This is a genomic window from Lentzea sp. NPDC058436 (assembly GCF_042721515.1).
Taxonomy (GTDB): domain Bacteria; phylum Actinomycetota; class Actinomycetes; order Mycobacteriales; family Pseudonocardiaceae; genus Lentzea.
Window position 1 is genome coordinate 15,749 of the sequence record NZ_JBHXLF010000003.1, and the last position, 12,914, is coordinate 28,662.

The 12,914-nt window shown below is 70.0% G+C and carries 14 protein-coding genes; 3 read left to right on the forward strand and 11 right to left on the reverse strand.

Annotated features, from left to right (window positions below; translation table 11 throughout):
- Position 1: 1 nt before the first annotated feature.
- Entirely contained in the window at positions 2-3,244 is a 3,243-nt protein-coding gene (lysX, locus tag ACFWN2_RS13750; RefSeq protein WP_382427480.1) for a bifunctional lysylphosphatidylglycerol synthetase/lysine--tRNA ligase LysX, read from the reverse strand.
- 21 nt (positions 3,245-3,265) lie between these two features.
- Between lysX and ACFWN2_RS13755 the strand changes: the two genes are divergently transcribed.
- Positions 3,266-4,105, forward strand: a complete 840-nt coding sequence (locus ACFWN2_RS13755) for an alpha/beta fold hydrolase (RefSeq protein WP_382427481.1) — start codon at positions 3,266-3,268, stop codon at positions 4,103-4,105.
- On the opposite strand, the gene ACFWN2_RS13760 is transcribed toward ACFWN2_RS13755, so the two are convergent.
- The gene (locus tag ACFWN2_RS13760; protein ID WP_382427482.1) at positions 4,083-4,445 is read right to left on the reverse strand and encodes a VOC family protein; all 363 of its coding nucleotides are present in this window, start codon (positions 4,443-4,445) and stop codon (positions 4,083-4,085) included. The two genes, ACFWN2_RS13755 and ACFWN2_RS13760, sit on opposite strands and share 23 nt — an antisense overlap.
- Positions 4,446-4,570: 125 nt before the next feature.
- Here ACFWN2_RS13760 and panB point away from each other — a divergent pair, with 125 nt between their 5' ends.
- Positions 4,571-5,425 (forward strand): 3-methyl-2-oxobutanoate hydroxymethyltransferase, encoded by an 855-nt coding sequence (gene panB / locus ACFWN2_RS13765; RefSeq protein ID WP_382427484.1) that lies wholly within the window; start codon positions 4,571-4,573, stop codon positions 5,423-5,425.
- Positions 5,426-5,429: 4 nt separating this feature from the next.
- On the opposite strand, the gene ACFWN2_RS13770 is transcribed toward panB, so the two are convergent.
- The gene (locus ACFWN2_RS13770; RefSeq protein ID WP_382427485.1) at positions 5,430-6,287 is read right to left on the reverse strand and encodes a glutathione S-transferase family protein; all 858 of its coding nucleotides are present in this window, start codon (positions 6,285-6,287) and stop codon (positions 5,430-5,432) included.
- Between the two features lie 18 nt (positions 6,288-6,305).
- On the opposite strand from ACFWN2_RS13770, the gene pip reads away from it, so the two are divergent.
- Positions 6,306-7,247, forward strand: coding sequence for a prolyl aminopeptidase (gene pip / locus ACFWN2_RS13775; RefSeq protein WP_382427487.1), 942 nt, complete (start codon positions 6,306-6,308; stop codon positions 7,245-7,247).
- Between the two features lie 4 nt (positions 7,248-7,251).
- On the opposite strand, the gene ACFWN2_RS13780 is transcribed toward pip, so the two are convergent.
- The 8 genes from ACFWN2_RS13780 to ACFWN2_RS13815 all read right to left on the reverse strand — a co-directional run bounded on the left by ACFWN2_RS13780 (position 7,252) and on the right by ACFWN2_RS13815 (position 12,906).
- Positions 7,252-7,677 carry an RICIN domain-containing protein gene (locus ACFWN2_RS13780; RefSeq protein WP_382427489.1) on the reverse strand — a complete coding sequence of 142 codons (426 nt, stop codon included), beginning with the start codon at positions 7,675-7,677 and terminating at the stop codon, positions 7,252-7,254.
- 50 nt (positions 7,678-7,727) lie between these two features.
- Positions 7,728-8,489 (reverse strand): helical backbone metal receptor, encoded by a 762-nt coding sequence (locus tag ACFWN2_RS13785; protein ID WP_382427491.1) that lies wholly within the window; start codon positions 8,487-8,489, stop codon positions 7,728-7,730.
- Entirely contained in the window at positions 8,489-9,154 is a 666-nt protein-coding gene (npdG, locus tag ACFWN2_RS13790; protein WP_382427493.1) for an NADPH-dependent F420 reductase, read from the reverse strand. Before npdG ends, ACFWN2_RS13785 begins: the two co-directional genes overlap by 1 nt.
- A gap of 35 nt (positions 9,155-9,189) precedes the next feature.
- A complete protein-coding gene (locus ACFWN2_RS13795) occupies positions 9,190-10,599 on the reverse strand; it encodes an RNB domain-containing ribonuclease (protein WP_382427494.1) in 1,410 nt (469 codons plus the stop codon).
- Between the two features lie 23 nt (positions 10,600-10,622).
- Positions 10,623-10,817, reverse strand: coding sequence for a hypothetical protein (locus ACFWN2_RS13800; RefSeq protein WP_382427496.1), 195 nt, complete (start codon positions 10,815-10,817; stop codon positions 10,623-10,625).
- Positions 10,814-11,230, reverse strand: a complete 417-nt coding sequence (locus tag ACFWN2_RS13805; protein WP_382427497.1) for a hypothetical protein — start codon at positions 11,228-11,230, stop codon at positions 10,814-10,816. The genes ACFWN2_RS13800 and ACFWN2_RS13805 overlap by 4 nt, the downstream gene beginning before the upstream one ends.
- 75 nt (positions 11,231-11,305) lie before the next feature.
- Positions 11,306-12,310, reverse strand: a complete 1,005-nt coding sequence (locus tag ACFWN2_RS13810) for a C40 family peptidase (protein WP_382427499.1) — start codon at positions 12,308-12,310, stop codon at positions 11,306-11,308.
- A 2-nt stretch (positions 12,311-12,312) separates the two neighbouring features.
- The gene (locus ACFWN2_RS13815; RefSeq protein ID WP_382427500.1) at positions 12,313-12,906 is read right to left on the reverse strand and encodes a hypothetical protein; all 594 of its coding nucleotides are present in this window, start codon (positions 12,904-12,906) and stop codon (positions 12,313-12,315) included.
- Between the last annotated feature and the right edge of the window lie 8 nt (positions 12,907-12,914).

The following is a 12,914-nucleotide window of genomic DNA, read 5'->3' on the forward strand; positions in this document are numbered from 1 at the left end:
ATCATTGGGGCCGCACGAACGGGAAGAGCACGGTCTGCCGGATCGACGTGCCGGTCAGCATCATCAGCAACCGGTCCACGCCCATGCCGAGCCCACCGGTCGGCGGCATGCCGTGCTCCAGCGCCCGCAGGAAGTCCTCGTCCAGCTCCATCGCCTCGACGTCACCGGAGGCGGCCTTCAGCGACTGCGCCTCCAGCCGTCGCCGCTGCTCCAGCGGGTCGGTCAGCTCCGAGTAGGCCGTGCCGATCTCCGCGCCGAACGCCACCAGGTCCCACCGTTCGGCCAGGCGCGGGTCGACGCGGTGCTGCCGGGTCAGCGGGGACACCGAGGTTGGGAAGTCGACGTAGAACGTCGGGCCGACCGTGTTCGCCTCGACGAACGAGTCGTACGCCTCCTGCACGAGCTGGCCGTGGTCCCAGTCCTCGTTGACCTCCACGCCGCGCGCGGACAGCAGTGACCGCAGCTCCGCGACCGACGTGTCCGGGGTGACCGCGGTGTCCAACGCCTCGGAAACCGCTGTGTAGACCGGAATCACCGGCCACTGCCCCGAGATGTCGAAGACGCCTTCCGGGCGGTGCGCGACCTCGGTGCCGAACGCCTCCCGTGCCGCGTGCTGGATCAGCGACCGGACGAGGTCGAGCATGACCCGGTAGTCCGCATAGGACTGGTAGGCCTCCAGCATCGTGAACTCGGGGTTGTGGGTGGCGTCCGCGCCCTCGTTGCGGAAGTTGCGGTTCAGCTCGAACACCCGGTCCACGCCCGCGACGCAGAGTCGTTTCAGGTACAGCTCCGGCGCGATGCGCAGGTACATCCGCATGTCGTAGGCGTTGATGTGGGTGACGAACGGGCGTGCGTTCGCGCCGCCGTGCACCGCCTGCAGCATCGGCGTCTCGACTTCCAGGTACTCGTGCGAGTGCAGGAACTCGCGCACGCTGCGGATGACGTCGCTGCGCAGTTTGAGCAGGTGCGCCGAGTCGGAGTTGACCACCAGGTCGAGGTAGCGCTGGCGGACGCGGGCCTCCGGGTCGGTGAAGCCCTTCCGCTTGTCCGGCAACGGGTGCAGGCACTTCGCGGTCATCGTCCACGACGACGCGAGCACGGAGATCTCGCCGTGGTCGGACTTGATCACGCGCCCGCTCACACCCACGTGGTCACCGAGGTCGACGTCCGACTTCCACGACGTCAACGCCTCGCCCAGCGCGTCGACGGACAGCATCAGCTGGATCTCGCCGCTGAAGTCCCGGATCCGCGCGAAGCAGAGCTTGCCCATCTCGCGCAGCGCCACGACGCGTCCGGTGACCGACACCTCCTCGCCGAAGCGTTCCCGTGCTCCCGCGAGGAGATCCGTGCGCGCGAACCCGACCGGGTACGGGTCGACGCCCTGCGAGACCAGCCGTTCGACCTTCGCGATCCGCACCCTGACCTGTTCGGGCCTGCGCACGGACTTCGGTTCGACCCGGATCTCGTCGATCTCGGCCACACGAGAGGCGAACTCGTCGCTGACGTCCGTCTTCTGCAACGCCCGCTTGCGCAACGACCGCAGCGACGGCACGAACCCCTCGGCCACACCGGCCGCGATGCTGACGCGCGGCAACGACCGGGAGCGCTGGTAGCAGAGGAAACGCGGCTCCCACTCCGGCAGGTACTTGGCGTTCGACCGGTACAGCGACTCCAGCTGGAAGAACCGCGACGCCAGCGACAGCACGCGCCGCCACGCCCGCAGCACCGGGCCGGCGCCGATCTTCTCGCCCTCCTCGAACACCGCGCGGAACATCGCGAAGTTCAACGAGATCCGTTGCACGCCAAGATGTCCAGCGGCGGCCGCGAGCTGGGCGACCATGTACTCGTTGAGGCCGTTCTCCGCGGCACGGTCGCGGCGCATAAGGTCCAAAGACACACCTCGGCGGCCCCACGGCACGAACGACAGCAGGCCGCGCAACGCGCCCGAGGCGTCGTAGGCCTCGACCATCACGCACCGGCCGTCGCTCGGATCTCCCAGGCGCCCCAACGCCATCGAGAACCCGCGTTCGGTCTCGGCACCGCGCCACGCCTCCGCGAGGTCCAGGATGGACGCCATCTCGTCCGGCGCGATCTCGCTGTGGCGGCGGACCCGCGTGGTGTACCCGGCCCGTTCGACGCGCGAGACCGCCTGGCGCAGTCCCTTGCGTTCCGGACCGGCCAGGACGAACCGGCGGACGTCCAGGATCGCCTCGTCGCCGATCTCCAGCGCCTTCAGCCCGGCGTCGGAGTAGACCTGCGCACCGCGTTCGGACGCGCCGAGCACACCGGGCATCCAGCCGTACGTGCGCGCCTCGGCCAGCCACGCGAGGACGGCCTCCGGCCAGTGCTCCTCGTCGCCGATCGGGTCCGCCGACGCGAGCGTCACGCCGCCGATCACCCGGTACGTGAGTGCGGCACGGCCCGATGCGGCGAACACGACGCTCTTGTCGCGCCTGGTCGCGAAGTAGCCCAGCGAGTCAGGCTCGCCGTCGGCGGCGAGCAGCCGGCGCACGTCCAGCTCCTGCTCGGAGGTGATCATGCTCTGGGTGCGGACACCCCGGAAGAACAGGTACATCGCCCGGACCGCGACGAGCGCGCCGCCGAGGCCCAGCACCACGCTCAGCCACTGCGGCCCTTCGGGGATGTCGAGCCGGCCCAGCCGCACGACCTCACCCGTGGCCTGGTTCGCCGCCCACGCGAGCTTGTCGGTCTGCGCGACCAGCCTGCCGGGGAAGACCTCGGTGAGGGCCCAGCCGAGGGCGATCAGCGCGATCATGCCCAGCACGAACGACGCTAGCGCGCGCCTCCACGCGCCACGGGCCAGCCGGGCGGGGAACGCGTCGCGCACCACGAACAGCAGCGTCACGAGCACCAGCGAGGTCGCGACGCCGATGCCGAGGAACACCCAGTGCGGTTTCTCGCCCTCGTCCAGGACTTCTTCAGGTGCCAGGGCCAAGATGACCATGATGAAGCCGACCAGCAGCAGGCCCAGGACCTGGAACAGCAGCAGCGTCCACAGCGCCGCTCGCTTGTGCCTGCGCAGGGCGGCGCCGAGGACGAAGAACACCATGGCGATGAACAGGTTGCCGTCGATCGGCAGACCGAAGAAGTACCCGATGCCGTCCGCGACGTCGGTGAACCAGCTCTCCTCGGGGAGGATCACTCTGAGCAGCGACAACACCCCGGCCAGCTGGACGATCGTCGCGATCGCCCCCGCGGTCTTCCACTTCCACGCCGGTGCCACTACCACTCCCGAGGTCAGCCGATGACCGCCATGATTCCGTCTTCCGCCGGGCGGGTGCACGTCGCGGCGTCCGGGCGTGTCGACGGGCCCGTAGTCGTGCTCAGCTCAGGTCTGGGCGGAGCGTGGTTCGACTGGGACCGGACCGTGCGGCTGCTCGCGCCACTCGCTCGGGTGATCGTGTTCGACCGGCCGGGGCTGGGCATGAGCGGTCCCGCGCGGCGCGGGCCGTCGCTGGCGCGGGAGGTGGCGGTGCTCGACGCCGTGCTGCGCGGGGTGCCCAAGGCCGTCCTGATCGGACACTCGATGGCGTCGCTGCACGTCGAGGCCTACGCGCGGCTGCGGCCGCACCGGGTCGACGGGGTCGTCCTGCTGGACCCGGACACCGAGACGCCGGGTGCGGGAGCGCCGTTCGACGTGTCGGCGGTGCTCGCGCAGGGCATGCGGGCGTTCGGCAGCCGCTGGCTGGGCGCCCGCATCACGCGGCGGTACGGCCACTCGTTCCGCAACCTGCTGACCGCGGTCTCGACGCTCGGCGTCACCGACCCGGCCCCCGCCGACCTGGTCGAACTCGTCTACCGGCGGCCCGGCGTCGGCCGGTCGGTGCTGTGGGAGCTCGCGTCGTACCCCGGTCAGGTGGCGACCCTGGAACGGCTGCGGGCGCGCCGCGCGTTGCCCCGTGTGCCGTGGCTCGTGCTCACGGCCGGACGGAAGGTGTGGCGGGAGCACCGGTCGTTGGCCGCCCTCGTGCCGTGGGGACGCAACGTGCCGGTGCCCGGCAGCCGTCACATGATCCAGATGGACCGGCCGGACGCCGTGGTCATGGCCGTCCGGGAGGTGCTCAGGGGGCTGCCCGACCACTGAGCAGGCAGAACTCGTTGCCCTCGGGGTCGGCGAGCGTGTGCCAGCTCACGTCCTCGCCCTGACCGATGTCGGCGCGCGTGGCGCCGAGCGCGAGGAGGCGTTCCAGCTCCTCGGCCTGCGAGCGGTCCGTGGCGGTCACGTCGATGTGCAGGCGGAGCTTCTGCAGCTTGCGGTCGGGGTTGCGCAGGAAGAGCAGGGTCGTGCGCCGGTCCGGTGGTCCGATCTCGACCGAGACGTCGTCGCGGTCGAGCACCTCGTAGCCCAGGACCTCGCCCCAGAAGACGGCGAGGCGTTCGGGATCGGTGCAGTCGAGGACGAGCTCTGTGATTCGTGCAGCCACCCGTGTGACGGTAGCCGCATCTCCGTTCCGTTTCCGGTCAACGGTGCCACTCTGGGGTTCGGCAACCGTGCACCAAGCGCCCGGGGACCCGCTGACGCGGGCCTCGAGGAAAGGACCGGTCGACGATGACCACTGCCGAAGTTTCCGCGCCCTACGGCTCCGGAGCGGGCCAGAAGCCCCCGGCCAAGCGCGTTCGCGTCCACCACCTGCGTGAGATGAAGGAACGCGGCGAGGCGTGGCCCATGCTCACCTCGTACGACACCTTCACCGCCTCGATCTTCGACGAGGCCGGCATCCCCGTCCTGCTGGTCGGCGACTCCGCGTCGAACACCGTCTACGGCAACGACACCTCGCTGCCGGTCACGGTGGACGAGCTCGTACCGCTGGTGCGTGCGGTGTCCCGTTCGGTCAAGCGCTCCCTCGTCGTCGCCGACCTGCCGTTCGGCTCCTACCAGGTGTCGGTCGAGCAGGCCGTCGCGACGGCGGTCCGGTTCATGAAGGAGGGCCAGGCCCACGCGGTCAAGCTGGAGGGCGGCGCCTACTTCGCGCCGCACATCCGCGCGATCACGGCCGCGGGCATCCCGGTCATGGCCCACATCGGCTTCACCCCGCAGTCCGAGCACCAGCTCGGCGGCTACCGCGTGCAGGGCCGTCACGACAACCACGACGTCGTGGTGCAGGACGCGCTGGCCGTGCAGGAGGCGGGCGCGTTCGCGGTCGTGCTGGAGATGGTGACCGCCGAGGTCGCGAAGCAGATCACGCACGACCTCGTCATCCCGACCGTGGGCATCGGCGCCGGCCCGGACACCGACGCCCAGGTGCTGGTGTGGCAGGACATGATGGGCTTGAACCGCGGCAAGGCGCCCCGGTTCGTCAAGCGCTACGCCGACATCGGCAACATCATGCTCGGCGCGGCGACCGAGTTCGCCAACGAGGTGCGCGGGCAGCAGTTCCCCGGCCCCGAGCACACCTTCCACTGAGCCTCTAGCGGGTCCAGACCTCCGGGTCTGGGCCCGCCGGCACGATGCCGGTCGGATTGATCTGGTGGTGCGTCACGTAGTAGTGGCGCTTGATGTGGTCCCAGTTCACCGTGTCCCCGAACTGCGCGTAGAGGCGCCTCGCGTACGCCCACAGGTTCGGCATCTCGGTGAGCTTGTTCCGGTTGGTCTTGAAGTGGCCGTGGTAGACGGCGTCGAACCTCACCAGCGTGGTCCACAGCCGGATGTCGGCCTCGGTGAGCTGGTCGCCCACCAGGTGGGTGCGCGTCGCGAGGTGGGCCTCGATGCGGTCCAGTTCGGCGAACAGGTTCGCGTACGCCTCCTCGTAGGCCTCCTGCGACGTGGCGAAACCGGCCTTGTAGACGCCGTTGTTGACGTTGTGGAAGATCGGCTCGATCCAGGCGTCGATCTTCTCGCGCAGGTGCTCGGGGTAGAGCGTGCTCTCCGGGCGCCACCTCAGGCTGAAGTCCAGCGTGATCTGCGGGTAGTCGTTGGTGACGACCTGCTTCGTGGTGGTGTCGACCAGCGCCGGGACGGTGACGCGGCCCTCGTAGCCGGGGTCGGCGTTGTCGTAGGCCTGCTTGAGGTAGTCGATGCCGAGGACAGGGTCGGTCTCGGTGAACCGCCAACCCAACTCGTCGCGGATCGGGTCGACGACGGCCAGCGAGATGGCGTCTTCGAGGCCCAGGAGCTTGCGGACGATGACCGCTCGATGAGCCCACGGGCAGGCGAGGCTGACGACGAGCCGGTAGCGGCCGGGTTCTGGCTCCGGGCGCGCGGTGAAGCGGTTGGGCTGCCGGACGAACGCGCCGGTGGTGGACGTCTCCTTCGTGAACTGCGCCATGTGTCCGACGATAGGCCCATGTACCCCGAGATCGAGCCCCACGCGTCAGGCCACCTGGAGACCGGCGACGGCAACCTCGTGTACTGGGAGGAGTGCGGCAACCCGGACGGCAAGCCCGTCGTCTTCCTGCACGGCGGCCCCGGTGGCGGCTGCTCGCCGTCGCACCGCCGCCTGTTCGACCCGTCCGCCTACCGGATCGTCCTGTTCGACCAGCGCGGGTGCGGGCGGTCGCTGCCGCACGCGTCGGTGTCCGGCGACCTGTCGTTGAACACGACCTGGCACCTCGTGGCGGACATGGAACTGCTGCGCGAGTCGCTGGGGATCTCGCGCTGGCAGGTCTTCGGCGGCTCGTGGGGTTCGACGCTGGCTCTGGCGTACGCGCAGAAGCACCCGTCGCACGTGTCGGAGCTGGTGCTGCGCGGGATCTTCACGCTGCGTTCGTCCGAAGTGGACTGGTACTACCGCGGCGGCGCGGCGCAGCTCTTCCCCGACCTGTGGGAGAAGTTCACGGCGCCGCTGGCCGGGCTCTCGGGTGACCCGGTCGAGCTGTACGCGAAGCTGCTGGCCTCCGAGGACCCCGAGGTGCACGGGCCGGCGGCCGTCGCGTGGAGCACGTGGGAGGGCGCGACGGTGACGTTGCTGCCCCGGCCGGAGCTGGTGGCGGAGTTCGCGGTGCCGGAGTACGCGCTGGCGTTCGCGCGGATCGAGAACCACTACTTCGTCAACGGCGGGTGGTTCGAGGAGGGGCAGCTGATCCGGGACGCCTCTGTGCTGGCCGACATCCCCGGTGTGATCGTGCAGGGCCGCTACGACATCGCGACGCCCGCGGTGTCGGCGTGGGACCTGCACAAGGCGTGGCCGGGATCGGAACTGGTGCTGGTGCCGGACGCCGGGCACGCCTACGACGAGCCCGGCATCCTGGCCGCCCTGCTGGAGGCGACGGACCGCTTCCGCGACTAGCCGACTAGCGCAGCCCGTTCCACTTCGCGCTCGACGTGGTGCAGGCCGCGACCGTCACGGTCGCGGTCAGGCACTTGTTGGTGCCGACGTTGCGGAACTGGAAGGAGCTCCCCGAAGTGACCCGGCGCCAGCGCTGGTTCGCGCTCGTCGTGCAGGCCTGGGTCAGCACGTCACCGGCGGCGGTCGCGGCGAGGCACCGGTCGCTCGCGATGTTGTGGGGCCAGTCGACGCCGCCACTGATCGGCACGATCCAGCGCTGGTCGTCGGCGAGTTCGTCGCACAGCTTCAGGACGACGTTGCCGCTCGCGTCCGCGAGGCAGCGGTTGCTGCCCGCGAGCTGGTACACGACAACGGGTTCGGCGCTGGCCGGGAGGGCGGTGAGCGTGACGGTGGCGGCGGCTGTCGCGATGATCGCGGCTAGTTTCCCCATGGCCGAGAATCCTGGCAGCGCACCGGGTTTCGCGAATCCACCCGGGGTTGTCAACCCTGGCCGTAGTCCAGGACCCTCTCCAGCGCAGGCTTTGCTTCCACGAGCGAAGGCCCGTACCAGGTGAGGTGCCGGCCGTTCACCAGCACGTACGGCAGGCCGGGGAAGCTCTCCGGGCCGTCGTCGTGGGTGAACTCGTACGGCTCGTCGGGCAGGACGACCAGGTCGGGCCGCCGCTCGTTGAGTTCCTGCAGGCTCGGGCGCGGGTAACGCTCCTCGTGGTCCGCGTAGACGTTCTCGATTCCCAGGCGCCGCAACACGTCCGTGGCGAACGTGTCCCTGCCGACGACCACCCACGGGCGGCGCCACACGGGGATCAGCGCGGTGAGCGTCGCCGGTTTCGTGTCGCGCCAGAGGACTTCGGCCTCGGTGAGCCAGTCGGGTTCGAGGTCCCAGGCCAGCGCGAAGAGGCGCTTCAGGGACTCCAGCGCCATCGGCACGGTCTTCGGCGCCTCGGTCACCCAGACGTTGACACCGTTGGCGCGCAACCGGTCCACGTCCTCCGGGCGGTTCTCCTCGGAGTTGGCGATGACCAGATCAGGCGCGAGCCCGAGGACCTCGTCGACGTCCGGGTACTTCGACCCGCCGACCCGGTGAGCTTCCAGGCCGGGCGGGTGGGTGCAGTAGTCCGTGGCGCCCACCAGCGACTCGGGCACGCTCCGCGCGACGGCCTCGGTGATCGAGGGCACCAGGCTGACCACTCGGCGCGGCTGGTCCAGCGGGACCGGCTCACCGAGGTCGTCGGCGGGGAGCATCAGACGCCCGTGATCTTCAGACCCGCGTGGGTCTTGTAGCGGCGGTTGACCGCGATCAGGTTGGCGGTGAACGCCTCGACCTGGTGGGCGTTGCGCAGCCGGCCGCCGTACACGCCGCGGAAGCCGGGCACGAGCTCGGCCAGCTCCCGGACGGTGTCGGTGGCCTCGCGGTCGTCACCCAGCACCAGGACGTCCATGTCCACTTCGGACACCGAGAGGTCGGCCAGCAGAACCGCCGACACGTGGTGGAACGCGGCCGTGACGCGGGACTCGGGCAGCAGCAGCTCCGCCTGCTGCGCGGCACTGCCCTCGGTGACCGGCAGGGCGAACGGCCCCTGCTTGTCGAAGCCGAGCGGGTTGACGCAGTCGATGACGATCTTCCCGGCGAGCTGGTCGCGCAGGGCCGCGAGGAGGTCGCCATGACCGTCCCACGGCACCGCCACCAGGACGATGTCCGAGTCGGCCGCGCAGTCGGAGTTGTCCGCGCCCCGGACGTCACCGCCGGCGATCTCCTGGATCTCCTTGGCGGCCAGGCCTGCCCGGTCGGCGCTTCGGGAGCCGATGATCACCTTGACGCCCGCCTTGGCCCAGCGGATGGCCAGGCCCTTGCCCTGGGCTCCGGTGCCGCCGAGGACGCCGACGGTGAGGTCACGAATGTCAGTCACCCCTGCATCTTCACACGAGGCGGTGTTGGCCTGGGTCACACCGCCCGTGTGAAACGGACCTTGCGCTCGACCGGGTCCGCTTCCGCGAGGCGCACGCGGACCCGTTCGCCTTCCGGCAAACGCTTGCCCGCGCACTTGGCCAGCACCGGAGGCTCCGACACGAACACCTCGGCCTCGTCGTCACCGGCCCGCAGCACCACCGCGTCGAACTCCTGGCCGATCCGCCCGGCCAGCACCCAGGCCTCGACCTGGTCCGTGGCAGCGCGGTCCACCTTCGACGCGAGCGAGTCGGACGATCCCATCAGCGACGGCAGCTGCGGCAGGGCCTCCGCCAGCCACGACGGCAGCTCCTCTCCTGCCGTGACGGCCAGGCAGACCTCGGTGGCGAAGCGGTCGACGAGACGACGCAACGGCGCGGTCACGTGCGTGTACGGGGCCGCGACACCGGCGTGCGTCACCACCTCGGGCACGGAGCCGTCGAACGCCGAGTAGCCCGCGCCCCTCAGCAGCCGGGTGGCGTCGGTGAACAGCGCCAGGGCCTCGGGCGTGGCGGGGTCGAGGCCGGCGAGGAACGCGCCCGGCGACAGCGAGGCCGGCCACTCCACCTTCAGGGCGGCGGCGGACCTGCGCAGGGACGTCACGGCGGCGTCGTCGGGGTTCGGCAGCGTGCGGAGGATGCCGGCCCGCGCCTCCAGCATGATCGAGGCGGCGGCCATGCCGGTCATCAGGGAGATCTCGGCGTTCCAGGAATCGACGGCCGCCCGAGGACGGGTCACCAGCTTCCAGCCGGAGCCGTCCTGCTCGATCTCCTGCTCCGGCAGCTGCAGCTCGATCGCGCCGCGCTCACGTGCGTAAGCGCGGCGAAGAGGTCCGAACTCGGCCAGCGCGGCCACGGACGGGTGCGGGTCGCCGGCGTCGAACGAGGCCTGAACGGTGGCGTAGTCGAACTGGGCCGTCGAACGGACGAGAGCCCTGCGCACCTCGACGTTCGTCGGGATGCCGTCGGAGTCGCAGGTGAAGGTCCACAGCACGGACGGCCGCACCACGCCGGGCAGCAGCGACGCCGCGCCCTCGGAGAGCGCGGTCGGGTGCAACGGGACGTTGCCGTCGGGCAGGTAGATGGTCTGGCCCCGGCGACGGACCTCCGCGTCCAGGGCACCGCCGGGCGTCACGAACAGGCCCAGGTCGGCGATCGCGTAGTGCACGACGAAGCCGTCACCCGAACGTTCCACGCACAGGGCCTGGTCCAGGTCCTTGGCGCCGGGCGGGTCGATCGTCGCCAGGGGCAGCGAGGTGAGGTCGGGGCGGTCTCCCGCGTCACGGGAGACCGCCTCCTCCGCCTCCGCCAGCACCTCCGCCGGGAACGAGGAGGGCAGGCTGAACTCAGAGCGCAGGCCGTCGAACGACAGGTCGGCACGGCCAGTGCGGATCACCAGGGAAGCCACCCGCACAGACTAAAGACCGAGGATCAGTCCTCGTCGTCGCCGCGCCACTTCTTGTCGGACTCGTCGGCCGCGCGAGTCCGTTCCTTCGCGATCTCCAGGGCACGGGCCGCGGTGGCCTCGTCCGGGTACGGGCCCATCCTGTCCGGGCCCTTGCAGCCCTTGCCGTGCTCCACCGTCTGGTGGGTCAGGCAGAAGTACCACCCGCTGCTGTCACTCATACGCGTTCGCCTCCCAAAGGCGCCGGGAATCCCCGCGGCGGCGTCGACTGGTTGGCGTTGGCGTACTCCGACGGGATCGGGTCCAAACATGACACCAGCACCGTGCGGTCTTCGGCGTTCTCGATCTTACGTCCGGAGCGGTCGCGGTAGACGAGTGATCCGTCGGAGTCGATCTCCATGATCGCGCCGACCTCGGCCAGCTGTTCCTCGTCGAGGTCGCCGAGCTTCTCGTAGCGGGACGGCACCACGCGGTAGACCGGCCACTTGAGGTGCCCGTACGTGCGGTGGAAGTCGGCCAGCAGGTGCACCAGGTGCTGCTGGAACGGCAACGGCATGGCCTCGGCCAGCGCACGTGGGATCACCACGTAGTCGGACGAGACCCCCGGAGCTCCGGCCGCCACGTAGTCACGCACCGGAGTGCTCGACGCAGGCGGTCCGGAAGGCCTCGGGATGGGGTCGTGGTTGAACATGCAGCGCCTCCCCGCGATCTACACGCCCGGCCGGACGGCCAGCGGCATCAACTCGTAATAATCCCAGTTGATCTTGCTGATCTTCACTACGTCACCCGTTTGAGGTGCGTGGATGTACTCGTCGCCGCCGAGGTACATGGCCACGTGGTGCACCGTGCGAGGGTTCGCCGTGTCGGTCGCCCAGAAGATCAGATCGCCTGCCTGGGCGTCGCGCACCGGGAGGTGGGCGCCGCCCTTCTCGTACTGGTCGTTCGCGACGCGCGGAATGCTCACGCCCGCCGCGCCGAAGGCCTTCACCAGGATGCCGGAGCAGTCCCACGCGTCCGGGCCGTTGCCGCCCCACAGGTACGGCTCGCCCAGCTGCTGCTTGGTGAACTCGATGGCGATGCCCGCGGCGTTCGAGGCCAGCAGGAACTCCCCCGCGCCCGAACCGCAGCCCGCCGGGTCGGTGATCTGCCCCAGCTCGCTCAGCAGGAACGCCGCCATGGACTCCCAGTTGTGGTACCGGTCGGGGAACGCCGACCGCTCCACCGCCTGCGCCGAGTCACCGGGGCGCTTGTTCTCCCAGTCCGGCACCTTCAGCAGCACGTCGTAGAACTTGTTGATCGCGTACGTCGGGTCGATCACCTCGGCGGGGGTGCCCCAGCCCATCGACGGACGCATCTGGAAGATGCCGAGCGAGTCGCGGTCGCCGTAGTTCAACGGGCGCAGGCCGGACTCGGTCATGCCCGCCTGGATCGCGACCTGCCACGCGAGCGGCGGCAGCTTGCGCTCCTGGCCGATGGAGATGATGCGCGCGACGATGTTGCGCTGCTCCTCGTTGAGGCGCGCCGCGTCGGCCTGGCCCTTGGCCGCGCCGCCGCCCACCTCCCACGGCCCGATGGCCGCGTTGCAGCTCATCTTCAGGACGTTCCCGCCCGCCGCGGGATTCGTGGAGTTGCTGACCACCTGCGACACACCCGACGTCGCCACCGCGATCACGACGATCATGGCGAGTGCCCCGATCAGCAACATCACGCGCATGGTCAGTCCGCCTTCGTGTAGCTGTTCACACGCCACTTGCCGTCCGGTGCCTTCACCAGGGTGATGCGCACCTTGCCGAGGTTCGTGGTGACCTCGTAGTCGATGGACGACGTCGTCGACTTCACCGCTTTGACCTTGTCGACGAGCTTGTTCGGAACGTTTCGCGGGTCGATCGTGGCCATCTGCGCGAGGAACTCGGGGGTCGTGTACTCCTCGAGCTCCTTGAGCCACTTGTCGACGTCGTTGCCGGGCGGCGGCTTGATCCACGTCTCGGCCCACAGCTCGGCGGTGAGCTGCGCGTCGACGGCGGGCGGTGCCGCCTTCGCGGAGTTGGACGGCGCCGGCTCCTTGGTCGGCAGCGAGGTGCTGCTCGACGGGAGCTGGCCGACCTGGGTGCCCTGCGACGACGTCGAGGACTGACCGGCCGCCGGGTCAGCCGGCTTGCGGTCGAGCACCTTCGGGATGATCACGCCGAGCGAGACGACGAGCACCACGAAGATGATGATCGACGCGGCCAGGTGGCGGGGGGAACGCAGCGGCCATCCCCACAGCCTGCGGTAGACCGCGGCACGGCCGCGGTTGGTCCGGATCGGCACCTACGCCT

Excerpts from the sequence above, each read along its gene's own strand:
- ACFWN2_RS13755 (WP_382427481.1), top strand. The coding sequence starts at position 3,266 with ATGACCGCCATGATTCCGTCTTCCGCCGGGCGGGTGCACGTCGCGGCG.
- panB (WP_382427484.1), top strand. The coding sequence starts at position 4,571 with ATGACCACTGCCGAAGTTTCCGCGCCCTACGGCTCCGGAGCGGGCCAG.
- ACFWN2_RS13770 (WP_382427485.1), bottom strand. The coding sequence starts at position 6,287 with ATGGCGCAGTTCACGAAGGAGACGTCCACCACCGGCGCGTTCGTCCGG.
- pip (WP_382427487.1), top strand. The coding sequence starts at position 6,306 with ATGTACCCCGAGATCGAGCCCCACGCGTCAGGCCACCTGGAGACCGGC.
- ACFWN2_RS13780 (WP_382427489.1), bottom strand. The coding sequence starts at position 7,677 with ATGGGGAAACTAGCCGCGATCATCGCGACAGCCGCCGCCACCGTCACG.
- ACFWN2_RS13785 (WP_382427491.1), bottom strand. The coding sequence starts at position 8,489 with ATGCTCCCCGCCGACGACCTCGGTGAGCCGGTCCCGCTGGACCAGCCG.
- ACFWN2_RS13800 (WP_382427496.1), bottom strand. The coding sequence starts at position 10,817 with ATGAGTGACAGCAGCGGGTGGTACTTCTGCCTGACCCACCAGACGGTG.
- ACFWN2_RS13810 (WP_382427499.1), bottom strand. The coding sequence starts at position 12,310 with ATGCGCGTGATGTTGCTGATCGGGGCACTCGCCATGATCGTCGTGATC.